Consider the following 26,945-nt stretch of genomic DNA (forward strand, 5'->3'; position numbering starts at 1 on the left):
CCTTACGGATATTGGGGTACCATTTGTAGACCGGAATATTCAGCCCATCCATTCATAATGTTGCAGTTTTGAACGGCTTGACCTGCCGCCCCTTTCATTAAATTATCAATAACGGCGACCGTCATCAGCGTACCGCTGCGTTCATCAGCGAATACACCAATATCACAGTAGCTGCTTCCATATACATCTTTTGTCTGCGGCATTAGACCGCTTTTTCGAAAGCGGGTAAACGGTTCATGCTCATAAGCTGTTTCATAAGCCTGCTGCAGTTCGGTAGCCGAGCCTGCGAGTCGACCGTATGAAGTGACCATAATCCCTCTCGTCATCGGCATCAAATGCGTCTGCAGGTAGACAGGTGTTTGGATGCCAGCAGCTTTTCCAAGATGCTCTTCGATTTCTGGCACATGCTGGTGTGCTCCGGTACGATACGCTTTTATGTTTTCATTCGTCTCGGAAAAGTGGGTCATCATAGACATTTTACGTCCGGCACCCGAAACGCCTGTCTTGCCATCCATCATGATCGTGCCCGGCTCAATCAGCTGCTGTTTTACCGCTGGATACATCCCGAGAATAGCAGCAGTTGCAAAACATCCTGGATTAGAGATGAGCCGTGCCTCCCGTATAGTCTCCCTGTTTACTTCAGGAAGCCCGTAAACGGCATGTTGCTGCATCGCTTTATCCGGCGGCTCCAGACCGTACCACGCTTCATATACGTCACTGTCTTCAAGCCTCAAGTCGCCAGATAGATCGATAATCTGGCTTTTACTTGCTGAAAGCGTTGGAATCAGTTTGCTTGCTACTCCAGCAGGAGCTGCAATAAAAATAACGTCGCACGCCGCAGCAGCTTCCATATTTTTGAATGAATCGGTACGAATTGTTTGGAGATGCGGATAGCGCTCCCCTATATCGTTTCCTTCTTCTGACTGAGATATGACCGTAGTGAGCTCCAGAAAAGGATGATTTTCTAAAATTCGGATCAGCTCAAGGGCTCCGTATCCAGTTCCACCAACAACCGCTGCTTGTTTCAATCCTGTCACGTCCTTTATGAATGATGAATTAATTCATTATTATACTTATAGATTTATTAATATGCAATAATAATTATAAGTTATTATGATTTTTTATACATTACGGCTTTTGTTCTGTACTTCAGGCAAACAAAAAGCGTTCTCCTGGAGAACGCTTAATCGACAAAACTGTGCTGCTCGCTAGTTATTCGCTTATTCCGTTTGTTATTTTAACCATCAACGTCGTAAGATCTCCTTTTCAGAGAAAGCCCTGCAAGATGCTGCAGCACCAGTAGGCATATAGTGAACGAACTACAAAACAGGTGAAAGCAGCCGTGAAATAGACTCTTTAAAGCGGACGACCTTAGACCGTGCATCATACTTCTCTTTAGTCAGTTTATCAGCATGCATCATGTCCTGTTCGAACTCAGCTGCCAGCTTTTCAGCGGTAAGCTGATCATATATAAAGGCATTTACTTCAAAGTTCAGCCGAAAGCTCCGCATATCAATGTTAGCGGTGCCGACAGAAGCAGCTGCCCGATCCACTACTACAACTTTAGAATGTATAAAGCCGCGCTGATAAATGTACACACTGACACCGCTTTTCATCAGCTGTCCGATATGTGAAAGTGTCGCCCAGTATATAAATGGGTGATCCGGCATGCTCGGAATCATGATTCGAATATCTTTCCCTGATAATGATGCAATCCGGATTGAATCCAGCAGACTTTGGTCAGGGATGAAATATGGTGTTTGAATATAGACGGACTCTTTTGCATTGTTAATCAATTTAATATACCCGTTTTTAATCTGCTCCCACTCAGAGTCAGGGCCGCTGGAAACGATCTGTACTGCAGCATTGCCTTCACTCTGCTTCATTGGAAAATACCTCGCCTCATAGGCAATCGCGTGAGATTTTGCCGCCTGGTTCCAATCCAGGATAAACCGTGTCTGCATCGGATCAACTGCATTTCCAGTGATTCTAAGGTGGGTATCCCTCCAATAACCGAAACGCTTGCTTTTCCCCAGATACTCATCCCCAACATTAAAACCGCCTACGTATCCGACTGCTCCATCTATAATCGTCAGCTTACGGTGATTCCGGTAGTTCAGTCGGATATTAATCAGCGCAATTTTAGACGGGAAAAAGACGCCGACCTCTCCTCCTGCTTTTGTCAGCTGATCAAAATGACGTCTGCGAAGTTTTCTGGACCCAAGCTCATCGTAGAGAATGCGCACCTTAACTCCTTGAGCAGCTTTCTCTGCAAGCAGCTGAATCAGCTCTTTGCCTAATTCATCATGGCGAAATATGTAGTACTGCATATGAATATGATCCTGCGCCTCCCGAATATCCTGCTTCAATTGTTCAAACTTATCTTGACCATCAGAGAAAACATCTATGTCGTTATTCTTTGTCAAAATAGCGTCGTTATTAATCAAATGCATATATATCATATCCCTGTAAGGATCGATATTGTCATTATGATACGAAAAAGACGGGTTGCGAATCTGCTCGATCTGATGCTTCAGCACATCGGTAATTCCAATTCTGCTAATACCCTCCCAATCAAATAACCGCCTTCGAGTCAAATTTTGGCCTAAAAATATATAGATGATGAAGCCAAGAAACGGAATGAAGAAGAGGATGAGCACCCAGGCCCAAGTAGCCGTCGCATCTTTTCGTTCAATAAAAATAATAATGCCAGCGAACAATATATTAGCAAAAAACAATAGCACAAGCAGGACGGACATTATATCCATGAATGGCTGCCTCCTTTCTGATAACCAGTAAAACCGTCGTGATCTGTCACACATTGATAACGTAAGTTTACCGTACATTTCCAAAAGTTGTACAGTCCAGATAGACTCTGATGAAATGGATCTGCCAATAGAAATGCCGCAGAACCAGTCTGCGGCATCATTATCACTCAGCCTTAATCGGCTTCAGCTTCTGTTCAATTTCATCGCGCCTCTGTTCGAGGAAAGGCGGCAGGGCAAGCTTTTCACCGAGCTGCTCTATCGGCTCATCCATATGGAATCCGGGTCCATCCGTTGCGAGTTCAAACAATATTCCATTGCCATCACGGAAATACAGCGAGGTAAAATAATAGCGTTCCACAATGCCTGAATTTGCATAACCTGCTTCATCCACCGTATGTTTCCACGTGCGAAGCTCTTCTTCATCTTTTACCCTTAGAGCAACATGATGTACGCTTCCTCTTCCCGGACGTTCCTTCGCTTCAGACGATTGGATCACGTGCACTTCGGCGCCATTGCCTCCAGATGCAGTTGAATAAATGATGAGTGTCCCTTCTTTTACTTCTTCCTCAGATATTTTCGTAAAGGACAAAACGTTCAGCAGCACATTTTCTGTTTTAGATAGTGAACGGACCGTAAGCTCGGAAGGCCCAAGACCGATAATTGCCATTTCTTCAGGAATATCGGGATGCTCCCACGGTGTTCCAGCAGGCGTTTCGGCACCGTTCCGATCAGAAAAAAGGCGGATCCGCTGTCCCTCATGGTCTTCAAACGCGAGGGTGAGCCTGCCAGCCCTCTGTTCCGGGTCGCCAACTGTAATTTGAAGCGCATCCAGTCTTTTTTTCCAGAAGGATATTGCTTCATCTGACTGGACGCGTAATCCGGTGCTGCTGATGCTTTGAGAGCCGCGGTGTGTTCTCCCGGCCATCGGTATTTCAAAAAATGTGAAATCTGTTCCGGGAGAGCCGTAGCGGTCTGCGTAAAATAAATGATACATGCTCGGATCATCCTGGTTGACGGTTTTTTTAACTAAGCGCATGCCTAAGACGTTTGTATAAAATGCATAATTGTCGGCTGCATTTGCAGTGAGCGAAGAAACGTGGTGAATTCCTTTAATCAGCTTCATGCTATCTTCCTTCCTTCCACTTACTTTTTTATAGTATATCGCTCTTTTTGTTCTTATGCAATGATGAACGCTTACGACTTTATTGGGCGGGCATACTCGTTGAACGGAGTTGAACTACAGCCTGCCGAATAAACCATCTACATAATCGTTCGTCATCATCAATTTGAGAATAAAGTCTATCATAGGCAGGGTTCCATCACTTCCTAAGAAGCTCGAACCTAACATAATCAGGCTTTTGAAATGTCCTGCCAGCTGCTGACATCGGTGGGCCTCTACTCCGGTGGATCAAGATCGAGGTGAAGATCCGGAGCTTCCGACAGCAGGAGGGAAAGCTGAGCCCGTCCATCCGGAAAGCGGGTGTCCGCAGATAAAGAAAGATGCAACGTTATTCATTTAAATTGACTTTATTCACGCGAAAGCACAGGCAGAAGCCTGTGCTTTCATTTGGGTACCTATGTTATTTGTTCCAGGTTTCCTGAATAAAACGTTCACGTCCAGAGTCGATCCGTTCTTGCTGGTACGCTTCCGGATTTTTTTTGTAAAACTTCTGATGCTCTTCTTCAGCAGGATAAAATGCTTGAGCAGGCAGAATTTCCGTTACAATAGGTTTTTGAAATGGTCCATGCTTCTCAAGGTGCTCCCGCGATGCTTCAGCTTCGGCCTTTTGATCATCCGAATGATAGAAAATCGCCGTACGATATTGAGAGCCGCGGTCAAAAAACTGGCCGCCGTCATCTGTAGGATCCACCTGCTGCCAGTAAATGGTCAACAGCTTCTCATAGGAAAAAACTGCCGGTTCAAATTCAATTTGAACTGCTTCTCTGTGTCCGCTCGTACCTTGCTTGACCTCTTCATAAGACGGATCTGCTGTATCTCCTCCTGTATAGCCAGATACAACACTTACAATACCAGGCTCTTCATCAAACGGCCGTACCATACACCAGAAACAGCCTCCTGCAAAAGTAGCAAATTCGTTTTTAGACATCCAACCCCACCTTTAGTTATTGCTCCACAATGTCAATATAGTCTCCATACCCTTCAGCTTCCATCTCTTCAACCGGAATAAATTTCATAGCCGCTGAGTTCATACAGTAACGAAGTCCATCCGGCTCTGGACCATCTTCAAAAACATGCCCTAAATGAGAGTCAGCATAGGCACTCCGTACCTCCGTCCGTTTGATCAGCATGGACCAGTCTGCCTTCGTTTCAATAAACTCCTCTGCAATCGGCTTTGTAAAGCTCGGCCAGCCAGTGCCGGAATCGAATTGATCTTTTGAACGAAAAAGCGGTTCTCCGGAAACGATGTCAACATAAATCCCTGTTTCCGTGTTGTCCCAGTATGGATTGTGATAGGCTGGCTCTGTAGCATCCTCCTGAGTTACTTCGAATTGAAGGTTTGTCAGCCTTCCGCGCAGCTCTTCCTCTGTTTCAGGCTCATATTGCCGCCAAAACGGAAGGTTCGATGATCCGGCTGTTTCATACTCTGCTTCTTCACCCCAGTGATCGTCAATGAACTCATCCCGTCCTGAATTCGACCTGTAAAATTCATAGCGGACAGGATTTTCTTTATAAAAGTCCTGGTGGTAATCCTCTGCCACATAAAATGTATCCAGCTCCCGAATATCCACGACGATCGGATCACTAAATCTGCCGCTTGCTTCCAGGTCTTCTTTTGAAGCTTCAGCCGCTTCCCGTTCTTCATCATTCTGATAAAAAATGTGCGGCGAATACTGGTAGCCCCGGTCTACAAATTGCCCTTCATCATCTGTCGGATCAATCTGTCTCCAGTAAATCTCCAGTAACTCCTCATAGCTGACAAGCTCAGGATCATACGTTACCTGGACTGCTTCCACATGTCCAGTTTCTCCTGAAGCGACGTCCTCATACGAAGGGTTTTCTTCCGGACCGCCCGTATACCCTGATACAGCTTTGTCTACGCCCTCTACCTTTTCAAAGGGCGGCTCCATACACCAGAAACACCCTCCCGCAAACACCGCTGTCTCCCATGGTCCTTCCACATCTGCTTCCACTGCTTCGCTTCCGTAAGACCGATTCATGAAATAATCATACATAATAGGAATAAAAATAAAGCCAAGTACAGCAACCAGAAGTAAAAATCCGCCCGTAAGCCATTTTTTCATGATGTCACCTCTTTTCCCGTAACTTGATTATATAGCATTCATCGCTGTAAGGCATGAATAAGCTTTTACATGACCTGCTTCTTTTTGTTTTCGGATTTCAGAAAAACAAAAGGAATGAAGCAGAAAAAGCCGCCCAATGTAATGGACGGCTGCAGCTACTGCTTATAAAAAAGGTTTCAAGCTTCTGCTAGCGGGAAGTAACTTGTAACTCGACTTCAATATTGCCTCTGGTAGCTTTGGAGTAAGGACAGAAATCATGAGCTCGGTGTGCCAGTTCTTCTGCCTCTTCTTGAGACACTCCGCTCACATGAACATGAAGTGTTACGCCGAGCTTAAATCCGTTATCCTCCGGGTCTTTCAGCAGGCTTACTTCGGCAGTCGTCTCAGACGTAATGTCCTTCTGCGCTTTTGAAGCCATTAAATTGAGGGCGCCATCATAGCAGGCGCTGTAGCCGGCTGCAAAAAGCTGCTCCGGATTGGATGCATCTTCTGGAATGCCGTTGTTATCCGGCATTTTTAAATCAACGTCTACTACTTTGTTGTCAGAGGTTACATGTCCTTCTCTTCCTCCCTGAGCGGTTGCTTTTGTGGAAAACATTTTATCTGCCATAATCGTAAATCCCTCCTGAGGTATAGTAGAAACACTTCTTTATATTCACGTTTCCATCGAAATGTAAACATCAATTTCAGTACGAGGAGCGAAAACAGTGAACAGGTATATTATTAAAACTACTGACAAAAACGATTTGACACTTTATACAATCGAACGTAATCCTGACATACAAGTGATTTGGGTCCACGGCATCACGTCAGATTTAGATACGATGCAGGCCGGAGCGCTCGAACTTGGAAGAGCAGGTTGGAATGCCGCTCATTTTTTTCCTGTGTTGAGGGGATATGAAGGTAAAGACAGCCTCATTCACACTCCAAACCGCAACCGGCTGATTGAAGATTTAGCTGAGGTAATGCGTCATACAAAAGGAAAACGACTGATACTTGCCGGGCATAGCATGGGATGCGGAACCATTTTACGATTAATCGAACAGCACGGCTGGCCCGCCTCTGTGATTCACCTTGTGCTGTTGGCTCCTTTCCTTCATCCTACGCTTCCCGTTTATCAAAATGGAAATGATGAATCAGATGACGGAATGTACCGCTTATATATGAAGCGTGCGGCTGCCGCAGGTATCTTAGATCGAACGGGGCTAAACCTGCTGCGGCGTATGCCTGTTATTGATATTCCCTCCAGACTGGAGCCGTTTAACCCTTATTCTGAAGTCATCAAAAAATCCATCACGTATGAATACATGATGGGGCGCTTCATTGAGAAACCTGCCGCTTTAAAGCAGCTGCCATGGGAGAAAATAAGCGTGCTGATCGGAAGTGACGATGAGATTATCGCAGCTAAGGAGTTAAAGCTGTATTTACAAAAAGAAGCCGGAGTCCTGATCAGGACGGCTCCGGCTGAAAATCATAACTCATTGTTGACAAGCTCATATGTGACTGAGGTCTTTCAGCACGCTGGCTCATTTAAGCTGTAGAGAAAGCCTTTTTAAAATCTGCCATCACTTTTCGCTGTCTCTCAATATAACGCCATACCCAGAAAACAAATCCGGCTGCAGCTGCGAAAAGTGCCAGGGATATCAGTGTTCCAATATTCGGCATAATCAGCGTAATTGCAGCCAAAAGTCCTGTCATTAAGTGAAATATAGCTGTATGAGCGTTGCCCGGCACCAAATCAGTCGCACTGCTGTCATAATGTGCACGAATATACCTGACAGCCTGAAATAAAAACGGCACAGCCAGCAGAACGAGATAAAAGCTAAACGAAACAGCTGTCACAAGTGGAAGTAAAAGAACGGATACGACAGCTAAGCCGAATAATCCAAAGACTACGTTTTTTGCCTGACGGCGTCCAATCCGAACGACAAGTGTGCGCTTATCGGTACGGCTGTCACTCTCAGCATCAGGGAACTGGTTAATGAGGAGCACATTAGTAACAAGTGCCGCGATCGGAATCGATAACAACCATATTTCCGCCGAGAAATACCCGGTTTGAATATAAAAGGTACCGGCCGTCATAGCCGCACCGTACGTTGTCGCAATAAAGAACTCGGCCAGGCCGGGAAAGGCGTTAATGAAGGAAAATCGTCCCTCCCTGCCAGTATAGAAAAAGCCGGCTGTCAGCCCGTAAGCGATCAGCAGAAGCAGAAGCGGTCCAGAGACAGCAGCCAAACCAATTCCTACGACTGCAGCTGCCGCAGTAAGTAAAACCCCGAAAAAGCCCATGTCCTGTTTTTGAATAAGGCCTAGTTGAATCATTCGGGATCCGCCTGTAAATGGACGAAGGGAGCCGGTGTTTTCAGCGTCTCTTTCTGCATCCAAATAGTCATTGATCATGTTCGTTCCAGCCTGTACCGCGAGTGCTGCAAATAACGTTAACAAGAATAAAGTCCAGCTGAATAGCCCGGCAAGACCGAAGGCCGCAGCAGCACCTACTAAGACTGGCACCAGCGAGGCTGTCAGTGATAGAGGTCGGAGCGCCTCCTTCCAAACTGAGGCTCTGGATATTAAATCCTGCATGTCACTGCCTGCTTCTGACGCTTGTCCAACATCCAGCACGGTCGGTTTTTCTCCCTGCAAAATTTCAGGAACAAATCGGTATTTCACTACAGAAGGGACAATTTTAATAAATTCAAGCCTGTCAACAGCATCCTGCTCGACAAAGCTTCCTACAATCGGAGAACGATGCTGGAGCAGGTGAACCGCTCGTTCGCGTTCCTCATTTGAGCGGACGATCTCTGCGCGACCGATTATTTCACATTCTTCCATTTCCATAAAGGTGCTGCCCTGATGAATCAGCATCGCCGTTTCCGGAATGTTACTCCACTGGATAACCTTGGGATCACCTTTCATACTCGACAGGTAAATATGAAATCGCTCGTCTGAAGCAAAGTGCATCATTCGCTGCCGAGGTTTGCCCATATTGGAGGTGCCGACAGAGGCGACTTCAGCTTTATCAAGATAGTTCAATATATCTTCAGCGCTGCGCTGTGCCATGAGATTAACTCCTTTCGGGGACTTGTATCCCCAGATGCTCCATGCCATCCTCAAATTCTATTTGTCCTCTAAGCTTTTTTACAATAAAACGGCTGCCTTTCAGCCAGTCGGAAAATGAGATTACAACGGGAACAGCGTCTGTGCCAATGCCTATTGTTACTTGAAGATTAGTCGTATCATAGACCGCCGTATGAATCGTACCGGACCAGTTTCCGTATTCTTTCTTTGCTATTTTATGCTTCGTGCTGTTCAACAGCTCAAACGTGCCGGCTTGCGCAGCTGCTGTTTTTTTTAATTCGAACAGTCTTCTCAGCCTCTGCTCCGATTCCATTGTCATATGACGATTTTCGCGCTGCTTTTCCTCTGCCCGGAAATGATTGGTGCAGGCACCGCCATTGTGATTTAGTTCAACAGCACCCTTCGCAGATGCCTCTACAACAGCCGTACGACCATCCGAATCGGCCAGCGAATAATTAAATGAATGCCTGTGCGGAATTTCCTGAAGCAGCTTGACTGCTTCAGGAACAGAGGCGCAGGAGTCTAAAACCAGCCTTGCAATAGAACAGCAAATAAATCCGTCTTCGGGAGAGATTCTATTTACAAAATGATAACCGATCGCGAGACCTTTTTCGTTCATACCATCCATTCTGCCAATGATACGCTGGGCAAACCCGACGGATGCATATCCGGACAGCGGCTGATACATGACGAAGCGTCCATCATACGTTTTCGGATGGTAGTCATAATTACGCCCATAAATCCCCTCTCCCATTAAAGCACTGCAGCCGCTTTTGATCCACGACTGCTGGTAGCCGGCGTATTCGTGAACAATATCCTCGAACCTCCATCCAAGTCCTTCCGACAAGCCTTCAAGCTCAGCCCAAAGGTCTGGCGAGATTTCCTGTATCCAAGCTTTCGTCGCAAGAAAATCCGTTGTATACCGTCGAATTGATTTTTTTCGTCTGCGCACGTGCTTATGATAAAGAACGGTTTGTTTTAACCGCTCTGCCTGTTTTAATCCAAACTGGTAGGCATCGCCCCTGCCTTCAAGTGCTTCTATGCTGATTTTCATCACGTCACCTGCTTTCTTCACCGTTCATTATAAAATCAACGTGTGAAAAAGAAAAAGATTTTGACTTGAAAACTCTGCGCACCTTTAGTAGAATGCAATATTTGAGTGTGAGGCTGAACACGTACTATTTTTACGCAGGAGGTGCCGCATATGCAATCTGCATTTGAGCAGCAGCCAACTACCGAATTGCCCGAATTGGAATTGGCGCACGCGTATGATGAACTTCAAACGCAGTTTTTACGCCTGCAGCAAAACCTTGAAACAATCGCAAAACGGTTCGATATCCGCGGTGTCGAACAGACGAAGCACAGTGTGATGACAATCGTTTATGAATACGACGACGGGAAAACGTTTCGAATCATGGCTGACGACTGCCGGTTTCCGCACCGGGGCCATTGGGATTTTTCCCTGCATGGAACTTATGAGCAGGACGCTCTTTATATTGACGACATACGTGGAGAGGCTGATTCCGGATTTGGATCCATCATCATGAAACACTTAAAGAAAAAAGCCGAAGAAAAAAACATTCCTGAGATCCGGGGACAGTTGAAAGAGCGGGATTATGACCATCAAGATCGCTTAGTTCATTTTTATACGAAGCATTCTTTTTCTGTTATGCTCGATTCCTCGGGACGGGAAGGACAAATCAAATGGCCCGCGGCCAATAATTTCAATAACTCCGTATAATCAAGTTCCAAAAAATCTCTTCAGTATCGCTCATGACAATTAATCGGTAACCAACTGATGCAGGCTCCCTGTTCATAAACGAGAAAAGCTTCCAGCGACTGCCGGAAGCTTTTCGGTATTGATGGTGCTCTGAGCAGGATATTTTGGCTCATCTTGCTTCAAAAGGCGTTCACTTTCGCCCAGATGATGTTTATTCAACAGGAATACAGCGGCACTTCCAGCATACTAAAGCTTTGTCAGCTGCCGGATATACGGTGGGTTTTCCAGCTCCCGGACGCAATCCTTTTTTCTGCCTTTACCGGTTTATTGTAATAGTAAACAAGCGCTCTCTCCGTTCCGTTTTCAGTAAAAGCGTCAACTGTCTCCCGGGAGTACAGATTCCATGTGCGGCCATCCTGATAGCCTTCCAGCTCATCGATAGCGGGAAGCTGTGATGAGGTAATCGCATACAGCTCGCCCCATACTTCTCCCGCTCCTCTAACAAGCGCTGGATAGCCTAGTCCAGTATCGTACAGGCTTCCATTTACTCTTGCTTGACGATTAAGCAGCTTGGCACGTCGTAAAAAGAAATGGTTTCCTTCTCCGGTCATCAGCGTTCCATACACAAACAATTTCATGACTCAAGCTTCCTTTAAGAGCTGGATACGTTTTTCAGAGAGAGTCTGCTTCTCCTGTTCTTTTTGCCGCAGATCTGTTTTCAGACGATTGACGGAGGTTGAGACGAGATCCTGCAGTTCAGCTGGAAGCAGCGATGCGTTCGATGGATCCTTTTCCAACAGCCACATACGGAGAACTATTTCAAAAACATCTTCATTTTGATCATGAAAGACACTCGGATCTACATCTGAACCGTAATCCGGCAAACTCTCGATCTCATCCCGGAACTGTCTCAAATGCCGGTCTGCCCTGTGAAGGGCTCTCAGTACATTTCCTACATGAATACCTTTTAAAAAGATAGGAACGGCTCCTTCCAGATAATCCGCCGCAGGGGTCCAATCCGCCTGTTTGTCAAATGCTTTCATCACTTCTTCAAGGGAATAATAAGCCTGCTCCCCTGCATCAACCGCTTCACGTAAATTTTGTATGGCACCCATCGTTCTTACCTCTGATGCAGCAGCTTCATAGAGCTTGTCAGACCAGAATGACTCCTTGTCTTCAATCAGCGATTCCTTCATGACAGCAAGCTGTTCTTCCTCTGCTTCAACGGTTTCCACCTGCTTTAGATGCTCCTTGTACATCGTATATTCAGCCATTAGCTCTTTTTGGAGTTCTTTTATATGAGCATCCGTGTACCGGCTGTATAATTGCTCCCCTTCAGCGTGCTCATCTGCTGTTGATCCAGCTTCATATAGACTAAATGACGTTTCTTGCCGCGGCTCAACTGCCTGCTGACGCAGCTGTACGTAATGATTTTTCTCATAAAGGAGCAGCGTATGTTTCAGCCACTTATCATACACCCTTCTTTTTTCAAGCACGTCCATTATTTTCTCATTTAAGCTTTGCATGTTCTTCACCTGCCTTCTCTATTAGTTTACCTGTTTATTAGAACATCGGGCAACTGCGGATCAACGTTGAAAACAGCCTGCAACAGGCTTTTAACCTGACGCAGGCTGTTCATGATACGTTTCGGACGCTTGATTGGTTACCCGGTTACAGAGACATTAGCAGAGGCTTGTTTTCGGCAAGCTTCTACGAGGATAGAGGTTGAAATAACTCGTTGGATCAGCTGTTCAATTAGTCCTGCATCTGGAGCTTCAAAGGGAATAACAAGTTCTTTTGAAAATCCCCATTTTTGCAGAATAACATCAATGCGCTTTTTATTGTAATCGTTCAGTTCGTCAGGATCGTATAGGCTTCCGAACGAAAGCGATGTTCCCCGTTCTGACAGCCAATCTGCCAGACGAATGCTGAACACATAATCATTTACAAGTGAATTTTCTGTGCTGCCTCGGCGAATTTTATTGTAACGAACCTGCAAATACGTATCTTCAGGCTTCTCAAGGCTTTCAGAAGCCTTCCATATTAAGCTTCCTTCGTATGTCAATTTATGACGGTAATAAATTTGAAAGCTTCGCTCTTTTTGAAGCAGATCACCGTATGCTGAGGCAGTTGTTCCAGGATCACACAGCATAGCAAATTCGTGCCACGAACTGTTTAAATCTGCATGGACCATTTGTTCAGTTAAAAAGAGCAGCTGATCTCTCTGTATATAACTCATGCTCTTCATCTTGTTCACTCATTTCTCCTTAGAATACCCACTTTAAAACTATAGCCGAAAAATGTCATTTTAAAACCATGTATAAATCACTGTCGTAATTTACTCTCGTAAATGGTATAATCCTCATCAGTATGTCTAAGGAAAGAGGATGAAACTAATATGCTTCAAGCTCAAGATATCAGTCTCCGATTTGGAGATAAAAAATTGTTCGAAGATGTAAACATCAAATTTACTGCAGGAAACTGCTACGGCCTGATCGGTGCTAACGGTGCAGGTAAATCAACGTTTTTGAAGGTGCTGTCCGGTGAAATAGATTCACAGTCCGGTCACGTTTCCATGGCAAAAGATGCCCGGCTTGCTGTGTTAAAGCAGGATCACTATGCTTATGAAGAGGAACAGGTTCTCGAAGTCGTTATGATGGGCTATGAACAGCTTTATAACGTTCGTAAAGAGAAAGATGAAATTTACATGAAGCCCGACTTCTCCGATGAAGACGGCATGCGCGCAGCTGAACTAGAAGGTGAATTCGCAGAAATGAACGGCTATGAGGCTGAGTCTGATGCAGCCGTTTTGCTTCAAGGATTAGGCATTTCAGAAGATAAGCACTATGTAACAATGAATGCTTTAAGTGAAGGCGATAAAGTAAAGGTCCTTCTTGCTCAGGCTCTCTTCGGCAGCCCGGAAGTTCTTCTACTTGATGAGCCGACGAACGGCCTCGATGTGGAGGCTGTCCAGTGGCTTGAAGAATTTTTGATTAACTTCGAGAACACAGTCATTGTCGTTTCCCACGACCGCTATTTCCTGAACAATGTCTGCACGCATATTGCAGACCTTGATTTTGGTAAGATACAAATTTACGTCGGAAACTATGATTTCTGGTATGAATCCAGTCAGCTCGCTCTTAAAATGGCTCAGGAGCGGAATAAAAAGAAAGAAGAAAAAATTAATGATCTGAAAAATTTTGTTGCCCGATTCAGCGCAAATGCCTCTAAATCGAAGCAGGCCACTTCCCGGAAGAAACTTTTGGATAAGATTGAATTGGAAGACATCCGCCCGTCCTCCCGCAAATATCCCTATATTGCCTTTAAACCGGAGCGTGAAATCGGCAATGATCTTCTTACGGTGGAGAACCTTTCTAAAACGATTGATGGTGTGACGTATTTCAAAAACGTATCGTTCACGCTGAATCCTGGTGATAAGGTAGCTCTGGCAGGCCCGAATGAACAAGCTAAAACGGTATTAATGCAAATTTTAACTGGTGAAATCGAGCCTGATGAAGGCACGTACAAATGGGGGATTACAACCAGTCAGTCTTATTTCCCAAAAGACAATACCAGCTATTTTACCGGTAAGGAATCTGATTTAATCGACTGGCTCCGCCAGTATTCCCCAGAAGATCAGTCCGAGCAGTTTGTACGTGGTTTTCTGGGACGCATGCTTTTTTCCGGTGAAGAAGCGAAGAAAAGTCCGGCTGTCCTTTCTGGTGGCGAGAAAGTTCGCTGCATGCTCTCAAAAATGATGCTTTCCGGAGCAAACGTGCTAGTGCTTGACGAGCCGACAAACCATTTGGATTTAGAATCCATTACAGCGTTAAACAACGGTCTTGTCGACTTCAAAGGGTCTATGATATTTGCAAGCCACGACTTTCAGTTTAACCAGTCCCTTGCTAACCGCATCATTGAATTAAAAGATGACGGCGTTTATGACAAAGAAATTACCTATGAAGAATACGTGGAAGAACGACTGAAAGCAAAAACCGTCTAACAGGTTTAGCCGGCTCCCGAATGGGAGCCGGCTTCAGAGTGTTGATAAAGTCATTTCAGGTGAATGACTTTGCATTTGCCTGCATCTGCGGACACTCGCTTTCCAGAGGGAACGGCCTCAGCTAACCGCTTCTTCCTTTCGTCAGAAGCGCTGGATCTTCGCCTCGTTCTGATCCTCTCGGAGTCGAGTTTCCTCCGATTTAGCAGCTGGCTGTCCGGTTAAAACCCTGGTGATGATTCACACGAGCTTGTTCCATCTAGAGGGAACCTTTCGTTAGGCAGCGCTTCGATGTCGAATCGGGATGAAACGTTTTTCTCCATCAAACAAATTCATTTTCCCTTTGTGTCCGGCGGGGACGCCTGTGGAATTAGCGCAGTCTGAAGATCCTTTCTCAGAGGTTTATCCTGAGAAATAGCTGAAGGCAAGCCCACGGCAAGCTTCCGCCGGTAAACAGAGGGGAAAGTCAATCAATCGAATAAACATGTAAATAAATTGACTTTATCAACAGCCTGTAGCCGGCTCCCGAATGGGAGCCGGCATTTTTGTTTTCTGCTAAATCGTTTGTCTTTTTCTCTATGGAGACATCGCTGCCGTCAGTTGCTTTTCACCCTTCACAGTCAGCCAGTCTGCCGTTAATTGTCTATTACAAGCCGCGTTCCGGTTTCGCCAGGTACAGCCGGGATTACACGCAGCCTTTTTTGAAGGCGTTCCTGCAGCTCCGGTACGTGTGAGATAACACCTACCGACCCCGCTTCAAGCTCCAGTTTTTCCAAAGCTTCCATAACAGTCTCTAAAAGGCCGCTGTCCAGTGTGCCAAATCCTTCATCAAGGAAAAAGAATTCCAGCGGGTAGCGCCCTCTCAGCTGAATGGATTTTGAGAGCGCAAGCGCAAGCGCTAAGGACGTCAAAAACGTTTCTCCTCCTGATAAACTGGATACCGGGCGTCGAATACCACCGCTGCTGTCATCTCTGATCAAAAAGCCGCCGCTTTGATCCACTTCAATTGCGTACCTGCTCCTCGTCAGCTTTTTCAGAACATCCGTGGCTTCACGGCAGACGTGATAAAGATGTTCTTCCGCCAGGAATTCAACAAATTGCTTGCCCCTGAGCACCTGCTCCAGCTGCTGATGGAGCTCTGCCTCATGCCGAAGGCGCTTTTCTTCCTTTACAACTTCTGCAAACCGCTCAAACCGCTTTGCTCTGTCTTCATAAAGCTGATGCGCTCTTCCTTCAGCATGTTCTGCATCACGCAGATCCGATCTTAGCGCTGTTTTTCTGTCCTCAGCAAGCATCCAGGCATCTTTTGTAACCGGGCTGCCAATTTCACGTTTCAGGCTATTGACCCGGTCTCCCATCAACTTCATCTTTTCTTCATACTGCTGCACAGCCTCGAACTGATGTTCTACTTCTGACGGCTCTGCATAAGCAGACAATACATCATCAGGCAGCCTCTCTCCTGCGTGGCTGTGCCACGCTTGTTCAGCTCTGCTGATTCTTGCATCAGCCGCTGTTTTACGCTCTGATACGCTGTGGAACGCCAGTTTTTTTTCATCCATTTCTTCAGCAGCTGCAGTGATTTTTTCTTCCAGGTCTGACAGGCTTTTGCAGCATGTCGACAACGCTTGTTTCTCCTTCAGCAATTTAGTTTGAAGTAGTTCATTGCCGGCCACAGACTTTATCCGTGCTTCACAGACAGCTACGCGCTCATGAATATCTTTTTCTTTATCCCGCAGCTGATGGATCTTGGTCGATGATGCAGTTTTCTTTTCAGAAGCCTGCCATTTCTTTGTTTGCAGAGCGGAAATAATATCGTAGCTCTTCCGTATCCGTTCTGCCGTATTGTCCCGCTTCTCTTTTAATTCCGCAAGCGTCTGATACGCCTGAGCGATAGTATCCAAGCTGTGTGCATGATAGGTCTGCTGCCATTTCTCCCGCTTCATTTGCATTTCATTGCGAGCTGACAAATGTGCTGCTTGAGCTTCTTTCAAGGATTGGTCTTCAGTCTGAAGACGCTGGCTCAAATCGCGATATGCTTGGGACGCGTTTTGCTGATCCTTTACCTTCTGCTGCCAGATGGAAATTAATCGATGCCAGGCCTGTACTTTTTCTTCTATGTGATCAAGAACGGGTTCTTCCTCTTGGTGCACTACCTCAGGCAGTAAAACGGGGGAATTTTCGATTCTTACTTCCATATCCGACCGGATTTTTAACAGCTTTTGCATAGGGAAATCTTCTTTTTCTCGTGAAGACACGTTGTTTGAGGATGCAAGAGACGAGTGCCCGCAAATGGGACACGGGCTTCCTCGTTCTACGCGCTCTCGATGTGTTTCAATCCATTGGCTCTCCTGACTGCTCACAAAATGTGTATGAATGTGATGAACGATTTCAGAAACTTGATTGTAAGCGGCGATCAGCTGTCTGCCGGTTGTTTTTAGCTGGTTTTCCACTTCAAGCTGTCTTGATTCCTGATCGGTTGCAGCTTTTGATGCCATAAAGCGCCTCTTTTCGGATTCCTCCAGCGCTTGCGCTTTTTCTTTAGCCTTGCTCTCCGCCTGTCTCACCGACTCTGCCTCTTCAAAGGCAGTCCTCACGTCACCTAATGGCTTGAGCTGTTCATCGTACGCACGTACATCTCGTTCCAACTGGTTCTGCAGCTCTTCAGCCTGTTGAAATTTTGTATCCGCAGCTTGAAGCTCGTTCCCCTCTTCCTGCTCGCGTTTAAGACTGATGTCGAGCTCATCGTGTATCTTTCGAAGCTGGTTTTCCAATTCTGATTTTTCACGGTCCGTTTCCTGAAGAGCTTCAAGCTTTAAAATAGCTGCCTCTTTTTCGCTTTTTTGCTGCTCAAGCTCTTTTTTCGTATACGTTGCGTGCGCAAGCAGCTCCGTTCGTTTTCTTTCCGCTGTTTGTAAACCGGCCTCAGCTTGTTTGAATAATTTTACAATATTTTGTTGGGCATGATTGGCTTCTGTCCATTCATCAGCGAAGGGCTTTAAACGCGCTGCAAGCCGGGCCCGCTCAATCCAGGCTTTCATCTCCTGCATCTCATTTTCTTTTAGCTGAAGCTGATGAAGCTCTTGTTTAGCTTTATCCAGCTTATGCTGTTTGTTCCATTGGTCAGCCAGTTTACCAGCGAGCTCCTCTGCACGCTGATGCAGGCTCGTAAGCAGATTTTTCTCACCTTCGGCTTCATGAAGAGCGCTTGCAGCTTCTTCAACTGCACGTTTATCGGCGGCACCAAGTCCGTCCCTCTCACTTTCCAGCTGTTTTAATGATGCATCAATTTGTTTTCTGGAAGCAGATACTTTTCTATTTAATTCGTCCCCATATTTTTCAAGCTGAAACAACCGCTGCAGCATTTTTTTGCGGTCTTGCCCTTTTAAGGATAAAAACTCTGCGAATTTTCCCTGTGGAAGAACGACTGCTCTTGTGAAATCCTCCGAGGAGAGCCCAAGAAGTTTTCCAACCGCCTCGTTCACGTCTTTCGCTTTTTCTGCTTCTACAAGAGAGTTGCACATAAAACGGGCGGATGTCTGTCTAACAGCGCCTTCCTTATCTTTTTTAAAATTTCGTTCAACTGCGTACGTATCGCTTCCAAGCATGAAATCAAATCGGACATAAATCTCTTTTTCATGCTGATTCATGATGCCATCAAACTTCTGCGCGCGCTCTACCTTTGCATATAAAGAAAGAGTTAAAGCATCGAGAATACTGGATTTCCCGCTGCCGGTCGGGCCAAATATTCCAAATACTCCGCTGCCTGCGAGTGCTTCAAAATCAATGTGTTGTTCGGAACGAAAGCTGTGTAACCCTTTAATCGTCAGTTTGAGCGGCCTCATGGTCCTCCACCTCCACCATTCGCAAAAACAACTCTTTAAGTTCAGCAGACGGTTCCGCACCATCCAGCTGTTTCTTATAAAATTCTGTAAATAGATCCTCTATTGGACGCTCCCGACGCCTGATTTCCACGTCCCGGTCTCTATCCGGAAAAATAGGAATGATAGATAGGAGGCCATTATACGCTTTTTTCATGTGATGAACGGTTTCAGCTGACAGCGGCTGATCTGTATGCACTTCAATTTCCAGCCAGGAACCAGCATCTCGCTTTTCATCCATCCATTGCAGCACCTGCTGCGCGCCAGCTTCCGCCTTCCATCTCACGAGTGGTTTCCCGCAGGAAAGCGGGACGGTTTTGACTTTGGGAGAATCCTCTTCTCCAAGCGTCACGATAGACACAGATTTGATATCTGCACGCTCTGAAAAGCTAAAACCCATTGGTGAACCAGAATAATAAGAAGGAGCCGGCGCCGTCTTGACAGCCTGGCTGCGGTGTAAATGTCCCATTGCGTGATAATCCACAGCTGGGAGGCTCGTGCCTTTAACCGTGTAAGCTCCGCCCAGTTGAATCGGACGTTCAGAATCTGTCTCAGCTCCTCCCGCTGCGAATAAATGGGAAACTCCGATAATTGGAGCGCGGGGGTCAAGCTGCCGGAGCTGAGTTTGATAAAGTCCGCTGACAGCCTGGTCGTATTGCTCCCGCAAATCAAATTCGTTAAGTTCGTCTGAAAGTCTGCGCTTTAATCTCGCTTCCGACGGATACGGCATTACCACTGCCTGCAGTAGTCCGCGCTCTGTCTGAACACTCACAGGTTCGATACCCGGAAATGCACGTGTGTGCACATTCAGCCTTTTCATGATAGAACTTGTTGCCTCCAGCCGTTCCGGGCTGTCGTGATTTCCTGCTGCGACGATGACCGGTCTGCGGCCTCCATCACTTAGTGCTTCCATGCCATCGTAATAAAGCATTTCACCTCTTGCAGGCGGGTTAACGGAATCGAATACATCTCCTGCCATAACGACCGCATCGATCGTCTCATCTCTGCAAATCCGCTGCAATTCCTCCATCATCGCTTCGTGTTCGTTTATTCGATCCCGCCCCTCAATGGTACGGCCGATATGCCAATCTGCTGTATGCAGGATACGCATTTATTTTTCCTCCAAACGTATACGTTCTCCAGTACGCATGGCGATAATCACGGCTTCCGTGTTCTTTTGTCCCCACGCTTCTTCCAGTGCCTGTTGGTACATCTTTAATTGAAAATGATACCGAGCCCTTAAGCTTTCTGCATCCTGAGCGCGGTCGGTCTTATAGTCCAGAATAACCCAATCCCCATTTTCGTTTTGGTAAACGCAGTCTATAATCCCCTGGATAAACAAATTCTCATCCGGTCCCGTCCAATTAGGGTAAAAGCCGGATGCCGGAATACGAATATTAAACGGGAGCTCCCGATAGACGTAGCGGGCTTTTCTAAGCGCCAGACCAGTGTCACTTTTGAAAAAACGTTCAATCCACTCGGGCGGTACTGCATCAGCTTCTGCTTTAGTCAGCTTCTCCTCCTGTACGAGCCTTTCCAACTCCTGCAGGATACCATCCCTGTCGAAATCAGCATAGTGAATAAACTGCATGACGGTGTGCACAGCCGTACCGATATCCGCACCGGATTGTTGTTCAGCTGAAGCAAATGAAGGTTTCTCTGCAAGTTCCTGTTTGTTTGTCGTAATGAGTTTCGCATATGGATCCGGCTCCTGCATCCGCTTCAACTCCGTAACGGAATGCTTCACCGGTGTGCGAACTGCTGCAGCATGCTCATACCGCCATTCCAATGAATGCTGAATTTCTTTTTCGGGTGCTGCAAACGGTTCCAGCTTCTGAACGTGTTGAAGAAGCTTTTTTCGTTCCTCGTCTCCATTCTCTGTCTCAGGCGCAGGCAGGGTCTGAACGCTCTCTGAAGAAATAATCCAGCGAGTACCGGACTCTGCTTCATGGAGCGGCGCTTCCGGAGCAAACTGCGTTAAATTAGCGCGGTACGTCATTAAAACAGGGACGAGCCAGTCAGCTGGTGAGCCGCTTTTAAGCAAGGAAGCCTCCGCTACCCTGCTGCCTTCCACACTCATCTTCCAAGCTTCTACTGCTTTTGCTGTATCTTTCACACTTAATGTGCAAATAAGCTTTTGCTCTGCTCTGGTCATGGCGACGTAGAGAACACGCATTTCTTCTGCCAGCTGCTCCCGTCTGAGTTTTTCACGCATAACGTAATAAAAAAGAGTTGGATACGATGTCCTCTTGTCCGGGTCAACAAGTCTGACAGCCAGTCCCATTTCTTTATGTTTTAGATACGATTGATTTAAATCCTGGAAATTAAATCCTTTATTTAATCCGGCCAGCATAACGACTGGAAATTCAAGTCCTTTGCTTTTATGCACCGTCATCAAACGAACAACATCCTCTGATTCGCCTGCTGCTCCCGCCTTGCCTAAATCTTCTCCTCTTTCTTTCATGCGTTCGATTAAGCGCAAAAAGCGGAACAATCCCCGAAAGGAGGTCGTTTCGTACTGAACGGCTCTGTCATAAAGAGCTGTGAGATTAGCCCGGCGCTGCCTTCCACCGGGCAGACCTCCGCAATATTCTAAGTAGCCGGTGTCACTGTACAGCTGCCAAATAAACGAGGCAAGGCTTTTTTCTACCGCATCGCTGCGCCAGATCTCCAGTTCAGATAAAAAGCTGGCTGCCCGGCTATCCGGATTGTTTCCTGCGTACATTCTTAAAGCAGTAAAGAACGACCCCTCCGGATGACAGGCCCGGATATGAGCCAGCGCCTCTTCATCCAATCCGCCTATTGGAGAACGTAAAACCGACGCCAGCGGTATATCCTGGTAGGGATTGTCAATAATTTGCAGCAAGCTCAGCATCACGCGAATTTCCACCGCATCAAAATAGCCGGTAGACAGATCTGCATAGAGCGGAACGTTATAAAGACTGAATTCTTCAACGTAGGTTTCGGCCCAGGGCATCGATCGCATCAGCACAGCTATATCGCTGTATCGTACCGGGCGCTGAACGCCTAATTCTTTATCAATAACCATAAAGCCGCTGTCGATCATACGGCGTATTCTCACCGCTGCAGCTCTTGCTTCTAATCGTGCAGCTTCTGCGTCCTCTTCATCCCCATCGCCTTCACGGCTGCATATGACGAGCTCAGGCTCCATCCTCTCCAGACTCGGCTCATTCTCTGCCCCCTGCCTTAAAAAAGAGCGTTCGTCATAATCAAGTTCTCCGAGACGCTCACTCATTAATTTTCGAAACAGATCATTTACCGCACCCAGAATTTCATGCCTGCTTCGGAAGTTGGCGGCAAGGTCAATACGGGTCCCCGCGCCATCTTTTTCGTAAAGGTGAAACTTACTTAAAAACAAGCCGGGTTCCGCAAGTCGAAAGCGATAGATGGACTGCTTGACGTCACCGACCATAAACATCGAGTCTGCGCTGGTAATTCGCAGCAGCAATTCTTCCTGAACGAAATTTGTATCCTGATACTCATCAACGAGGACTTCCTTGAATCGTCTTTGGTAAGACCGCACAGCATCTGTTTCTTCTCCGAACAGTTTCAGACAGTAGTGCTCCAAATCATGAAAATCCAGCACATTAACCGATCGCTTCCTCGCTTCGTAGCGCTCCGCAAAGCTGGTTGTATACTCAGCCAGCAGCTCAAGAAGTGGTGCTGCAGCGGCCATGTCATCAAGTACGAATTCTGTTTCCTCTTTCAAAAACTGTTCATAAAGCTTCTTCCATTCGTCCTTAACTGTATCGCGGCCGGATTTTACCACATGTTGTTTGTCAGCATCAAGAAGCTCTTTATCCGCTTTTTTCACCGCAGGCAGCCGCTTAAATGATGGACTTGCAAGAAGCCTCATGCTTTCTCTGTCTGTTGCTGCAAGGATCCGGTCTATGGTCCCGGCCTCTTCTTCCAATACTGGCAAATAAGCCTGCGGGCCGTCTTCCTCCCGGCAAAGAACAAGCATCCGCTCATATAATGCGCTGAGCGACTGAAACCGGTCTTTTACAAATTGCTGAGCGTCATGAAGCCACTCCGGCTCGTCTGAGGCAGACCGATAGACGTCAACCATATTCGCGAGCCACTTCTCTGGATACGGATTAGCACGAGAGAAATGATATAAATCCAAGATCAGCCGTTTTAACGCATCATCATCTTTGTCACCGGTAAAATAGTCAACGAGGCTGTAAAATCGGTCATCGTCCCGGTATGCATCTTCAAACAATTCTTCTATTACCTCATCTTCCGTCAGCAGGGCTTCTGTTTGATCTAAAAGCCGGAACCGCGGATCGACCCCAGCTTCATAGTAGTAGGTTTGCAGTACGCTTTTACAAAAGGCATGAAGTGTAGAAATACTTGCCCTGGAGAGCAGGCTCAGCTGTCTTCGTAAAAGAGGTGAATTCGGCCGCTTCTTTAACTCATTTTCCAGTCCTTTGCTGATCCGTTGGCGCATTTCAGCAGCTGCTGCATTCGTAAAGGTCACAACGAGAATTTCACTGATTTCAAGCTCTCCGCTTACAAGCCGCTGAATAATACGTTCGACGAGAACGGCTGTCTTCCCACTGCCGGCCGCGGCGGCTACGAGAATCGGGCCTTCCCGCTGCTCAATTGCCTGCTGCTGGGAAACAGTCCATTTTTTAGCTGTCATGGCTGTTGTCTCCTTCCTGCTTCATCAGCTCGATAATATCGTCCTGCTTTTTTTCTGGAAGGACTCTGTAGCTGTTACCGGGAAGCGATTGATCAAATTGGCAGAAGGAACGGTAGGCACAATACGTACACGGTACCTCCTGCTTTTTTCGGTAAGGCTTCAGTGATGTATCGCCATCCATAATCTTTTCAGCATAGCGCTTCATGCTTCCCCTGATATAGTCGCGAAGCAGATTGAAATGCTCAGCTGCAATCGTTTTAGACCTTGCCCCTTGAGAGCCGTCTTTTTTAACATACAAAGGCGCTATATCAGATGCCCCTTCTTTCAAGGTGTGATCATGAGCATCCACCGCTCCTTCTTCAGCAGACAGAAGCCCTTTCATTTTGAACGCCTTTAACAGTTCTTTTTCGATCTGCTCAAGCGTCATTTTCTGATCGCTTCTCAGCATCGGATTGTGAACGTGGAAGTACAGAACGCCTGCCGGATCCGCTTCCACGTGCAGCCAGTTGACTGCAAAGCTCGTCACCACGTCAAGATAGACGAGCATTTGCAGGGCCAGCCCGTAATAGACATCCTCCAGCTTAATATCTTTATCACTGGATTTATAATCAATGACACGCAGATAAGTGCCCGTATCCATATCCGCTCGATCAACGCGGTCAATTCTTCCAGATATTTCCACAAGTGCTCCGGAATCGAGTGTAATCATCAACGGCGGCAGTTCTTTGCCTGAACCGAAGCCGACTTCCCAGCCTGCCGGAATAAAATGAGATCGTTTCGACTGTTCGTTCAGCATCACCGCTGCTCGTGCCACAACTGCTTTTAACTTATGAAGAATGTAGGCATATCTGTCCGAACTGCGTAATATGTCTCTCTGAATGGCCGGTGCCAGCTTTTCTACTGTCTGCTCTGCCTGATGGATAATTTCTTCTTGACGGAGGCTTTCGGGATCTGTGGAGCGCTGTTGGAGCTGTTCGGATACTTCTTTCAGTGCATCATGAAACAGCATCCCGATATCCGGTGCCTCAAGTTTATAGCGCGCACGTTCACGCAGCTTTAACCCGTACCGTGCATACTGTGAAAATGGACAAGCATTAAACTGTTCAAACCTGGAAACGCTCGCCTTTAGTTTCTTTCCGTAAAGAGCGGTAGCTGCTCCTTGAGAGAGGCTGACAGGTTTATTTTCATGGTGCAGACTCCCGAGAAGCATCGCAAAGCGTGTATCATTCTGATTCCGAGCGAGCCAGTTATAGGCTGACCACCAGACCGGATCAAGTGAGTATCCCTCTTTATAACGCTGCAGCTGAAGCGCAAGCAATCCCGCGGTTCGTTCCGGTGTCGTAATGAAAGTTGCTGCCGGTCCGCTCTCATCCTCAGGGACTGTGCCCTTTACATAGCGAGGAGCAGCTGGGAGTCTTTCTTTCAGCTGTTCGATGAACAACGACGGCTGAAGCTTTTTACCGGCATCGTCTGCAATCGCATATGCACAGTATAATTTCTCAGCCGGCTGGGAAATAGCACGGTAAAACAGAAAATTCTCATGCAGAAGCTGTGCATTAACGCCTGGAGCCAGCTCTACTCCAGATTGTTCCAGCAGTTCACGCTCTTCTTCCTGAAAAAAGGAATGCTCTTCAAGCTTTTTCGGGAAAACATTCTCATTTATGCCAATCAAAAATAACGCATCGACTTGCTGAACTCTGGATATCTCTGCATCTCCGATCAGCACCTGATCAAACGCTGGAGGAATGATCGAATAGGTTAATGCATCAAGAGCGGTTTCCATCGTTTCTCTAAAGACGTGCAGCTCTGTTTTCCGTCCATCGCCGACAGCGTGTAAATCGTCCAGCAGCCTGACAATTTCACGCCAAATCTGTTGATGTTCCTCTGCCTGCTCCGGCTTGCCTTCATCTGTTCGTAACCGATGCCATGAAGCGAGTCTGTCCGGCACACCCAATGCAGTGAGCAACTGATAGACTGCTTCCACATAATCCGAAAGATACACAGCTTGCTTCATACTTTTTTCAAAAGCGGTCATCTGATGCAAGGCTATCTGCCGGATATCTTCCATCGTACGCTCAGAACCTTCCCCAGCCGATTCAACAGCGTCATCCCAGCTAACAGCTTCTCGCCAACGCCAGCTCTTGATGCCTCTTGCCAGAAGGTAGTTCTCAAACTGATCGATTTCTGAACGTGTCACGTCCTTTTGGAAAAACAATTCGGTTTTAACCATTCGAAAAAAACTTTCATAAGGCCAGTTAAATTCAATTGTTTCCAACGCAGATTTGATCAGCTCGGAAAGCGGGTGTTCCTTAGCAGGCCGCTTTCGATCAAGAAAGTAAGGAATACGCTCCTGCTGAAAAGCTGTTTCTAAAACGGGACCATACAGCTCAAGATCTCTCGTGATCAGCGCAATATCCCTGTACCGTTTTCCCTCTTTGACAAGCCGTGCTATTTCACGCGCGGTTGCTTCACATTCTGCTCGGCGGCTGACCGCTTCCCAGATTTCTACTCCTTCGCCTTCTTCCGCTGTTTGCGGAGGGTAGCGAAAGACAGATGTTTCAAGATGCTGAAGTGCCGGCTTTTCTGAACGTCTCCCCCCGGAAGCAAATTCGATTGAAAACGGAACCCCTTCCTCTTCAGCAGCTGCTTTTAATTTATGTACGAGCTGATGTGATCTGAAAAACAAATGAAGTGGATCCGGTTCTTCCCAGCTATTTTCATCAGCAACGACAGCGCTCCAAACGTCTGTCTGAGCGATGATTGGTACGAGCAGCTCTAATTCGATTGGCGTCAGTTCATGAAAGCCGTCAGCAAAAACAAGCCAATTTTCTGCTGTTCGCCCTGACTGAAGTTTTTCAGCTGCCAGCCTCAGCAAATCTTCTGACTCAATAAATCGGCCTTCCAGCTGTTCTTCTGTTTTACGCTGAATCAATGTAAAATCATGCAGCTTAGCCACGAGTTTTTCTTCCAGTGCTGATCTATTTGTCTTTTGTTGAAGCTCGTGAAATAAGCTTTCAAGACTGGAGCACGTTACCGAATAGCGTCTGCACTCCGTCATCATCTCTTCTACCTGATCAATAAATCCGGAAGCCTCATAGGAGGTCCGGAACAGCTTCAGTTGATCTCCTGATTCAGCTGCATTTGATTTGAGCAATCCGTGAATTCCTGCTTTACTCAGCTGAGGATGGATCATGCCGCCTTCGAGCTCCAAAATGTGATAGGCAAGCCTTGTGAAACTGAATACACGGACTCGCGTCAAGGCCCCTCCTGCACGCTGAAGCAATTCACGCTCCATTTGAAACGTCATCTGTTCAGGAACAAGCAGTATAATCGGCGGGCCTGCAGGATCCTGCTTCACGTGACTGATCAATCGCTGCAGCATATTTTCTGTCTTGCCGGTACCTGCTCTTCCGCCTATAACTGTAAGTGCCATTTGGCGACCTCCCTCTGCCTTATACAAGCATACGTTCGTACTTCCAGTTTAGCATATTCCGTTTGCCCGTGCGACTTGAGATGACAGTTCAGCTCATCCATACCATTCACGTCAAAAGCCTGAGCGAGAACTCTTCCA

At 46.7% G+C, this 26,945-nt stretch carries 18 protein-coding genes; 3 read left to right on the forward strand and 15 right to left on the reverse strand.

The features are described from left to right. Positions 1-2 precede the first annotated feature (2 nt). The 6 genes from argC to ACSZLD_RS03870 all read right to left on the reverse strand — a co-directional run bounded on the left by argC (position 3) and on the right by ACSZLD_RS03870 (position 6,642). The gene (argC, locus tag ACSZLD_RS03845; RefSeq protein ID WP_377908418.1) at positions 3-1,037 is read right to left on the reverse strand and encodes an N-acetyl-gamma-glutamyl-phosphate reductase; all 1,035 of its coding nucleotides are present in this window, start codon (positions 1,035-1,037) and stop codon (positions 3-5) included. Positions 1,038-1,319: 282 nt separating this feature from the next. Then, on the reverse strand, positions 1,320-2,768 hold the full coding sequence (gene cls / locus ACSZLD_RS03850) for a cardiolipin synthase (RefSeq protein ID WP_377908419.1): 1,449 nt from the start codon (positions 2,766-2,768) through the stop codon (positions 1,320-1,322). A 163-nt stretch (positions 2,769-2,931) separates the two neighbouring features. Continuing rightward, positions 2,932-3,891, reverse strand: a complete 960-nt coding sequence (locus tag ACSZLD_RS03855) for a ring-cleaving dioxygenase (protein ID WP_444684273.1) — start codon at positions 3,889-3,891, stop codon at positions 2,932-2,934. Between the two features lie 457 nt (positions 3,892-4,348). Then, complete coding sequence (gene msrA / locus ACSZLD_RS03860) at positions 4,349-4,876, reverse strand: peptide-methionine (S)-S-oxide reductase MsrA (RefSeq protein ID WP_444684274.1); 528 nt, start codon at positions 4,874-4,876, stop codon at positions 4,349-4,351. A gap of 16 nt (positions 4,877-4,892) precedes the next feature. Continuing rightward, positions 4,893-6,032 (reverse strand): peptide-methionine (R)-S-oxide reductase MsrB, encoded by a 1,140-nt coding sequence (msrB, locus tag ACSZLD_RS03865; RefSeq protein WP_444684275.1) that lies wholly within the window; start codon positions 6,030-6,032, stop codon positions 4,893-4,895. 187 nt (positions 6,033-6,219) lie between these two features. Then, entirely contained in the window at positions 6,220-6,642 is a 423-nt protein-coding gene (locus ACSZLD_RS03870; protein WP_377908424.1) for an organic hydroperoxide resistance protein, read from the reverse strand. 97 nt (positions 6,643-6,739) lie between these two features. Here ACSZLD_RS03870 and ACSZLD_RS03875 point away from each other — a divergent pair, with 97 nt between their 5' ends. After that, positions 6,740-7,573: an alpha/beta fold hydrolase gene (locus ACSZLD_RS03875; RefSeq protein ID WP_444684276.1), complete on the forward strand. Its 834-nt coding sequence runs from the start codon at positions 6,740-6,742 to the stop codon at positions 7,571-7,573. Here the strand turns inward: ACSZLD_RS03875 and menA are convergent. Both menA and ACSZLD_RS03885 read right to left on the reverse strand, forming a co-directional pair. Further along, positions 7,563-9,092 (reverse strand): 1,4-dihydroxy-2-naphthoate octaprenyltransferase, encoded by a 1,530-nt coding sequence (gene menA, locus ACSZLD_RS03880; protein WP_444684277.1) that lies wholly within the window; start codon positions 9,090-9,092, stop codon positions 7,563-7,565. The two genes, ACSZLD_RS03875 and menA, sit on opposite strands and share 11 nt — an antisense overlap. A 4-nt stretch (positions 9,093-9,096) precedes the next feature. After that, positions 9,097-10,164: a C45 family autoproteolytic acyltransferase/hydrolase gene (locus tag ACSZLD_RS03885; RefSeq protein ID WP_444684278.1), complete on the reverse strand. Its 1,068-nt coding sequence runs from the start codon at positions 10,162-10,164 to the stop codon at positions 9,097-9,099. Positions 10,165-10,314: 150 nt separating this feature from the next. On the opposite strand from ACSZLD_RS03885, the gene ACSZLD_RS03890 reads away from it, so the two are divergent. Next, positions 10,315-10,851, forward strand: coding sequence for a hypothetical protein (locus ACSZLD_RS03890; protein WP_377908428.1), 537 nt, complete (start codon positions 10,315-10,317; stop codon positions 10,849-10,851). A gap of 236 nt (positions 10,852-11,087) precedes the next feature. On the opposite strand, the gene ACSZLD_RS03895 is transcribed toward ACSZLD_RS03890, so the two are convergent. From ACSZLD_RS03895 to ACSZLD_RS03905, 3 genes are all read right to left on the reverse strand, one after another. After that, positions 11,088-11,468, reverse strand: a complete 381-nt coding sequence (locus ACSZLD_RS03895; RefSeq protein ID WP_377908429.1) for a gamma-glutamylcyclotransferase family protein — start codon at positions 11,466-11,468, stop codon at positions 11,088-11,090. 3 nt (positions 11,469-11,471) lie between these two features. Beyond that, positions 11,472-12,356, reverse strand: coding sequence for a hypothetical protein (locus ACSZLD_RS03900; protein WP_377908431.1), 885 nt, complete (start codon positions 12,354-12,356; stop codon positions 11,472-11,474). A gap of 137 nt (positions 12,357-12,493) precedes the next feature. Beyond that, on the reverse strand, positions 12,494-13,069 hold the full coding sequence (locus ACSZLD_RS03905) for a hypothetical protein (RefSeq protein WP_377908432.1): 576 nt from the start codon (positions 13,067-13,069) through the stop codon (positions 12,494-12,496). 159 nt (positions 13,070-13,228) lie between these two features. Between ACSZLD_RS03905 and ACSZLD_RS03910 the strand changes: the two genes are divergently transcribed. Continuing rightward, entirely contained in the window at positions 13,229-14,833 is a 1,605-nt protein-coding gene (locus ACSZLD_RS03910) for an ABC-F family ATP-binding cassette domain-containing protein (RefSeq protein WP_444684279.1), read from the forward strand. Between the two features lie 632 nt (positions 14,834-15,465). Here ACSZLD_RS03910 and ACSZLD_RS03915 read toward each other — a convergent pair. From ACSZLD_RS03915 to addB, 4 genes are read right to left on the reverse strand one after another with little or no spacing between them, the layout of a single operon-like run. Next, on the reverse strand, positions 15,466-18,672 hold the full coding sequence (locus tag ACSZLD_RS03915; RefSeq protein WP_444684280.1) for an AAA family ATPase: 3,207 nt from the start codon (positions 18,670-18,672) through the stop codon (positions 15,466-15,468). Beyond that, complete coding sequence (locus ACSZLD_RS03920; protein ID WP_444684281.1) at positions 18,647-19,819, reverse strand: exonuclease SbcCD subunit D; 1,173 nt, start codon at positions 19,817-19,819, stop codon at positions 18,647-18,649. The genes ACSZLD_RS03915 and ACSZLD_RS03920 overlap by 26 nt, the downstream gene beginning before the upstream one ends. Beyond that, complete coding sequence (gene addA, locus ACSZLD_RS03925) at positions 19,820-23,374, reverse strand: helicase-exonuclease AddAB subunit AddA (RefSeq protein WP_444684282.1); 3,555 nt, start codon at positions 23,372-23,374, stop codon at positions 19,820-19,822. Further along, positions 23,364-26,807, reverse strand: a complete 3,444-nt coding sequence (gene addB / locus ACSZLD_RS03930; RefSeq protein ID WP_444684283.1) for a helicase-exonuclease AddAB subunit AddB — start codon at positions 26,805-26,807, stop codon at positions 23,364-23,366. Before addB ends, addA begins: the two co-directional genes overlap by 11 nt. Between the last annotated feature and the right edge of the window lie 138 nt (positions 26,808-26,945).

The organism is Alkalicoccus luteus (genome assembly GCF_052061695.1).
Lineage (GTDB): Bacteria > Bacillota > Bacilli > Bacillales > Salisediminibacteriaceae > Alkalicoccus > Alkalicoccus luteus.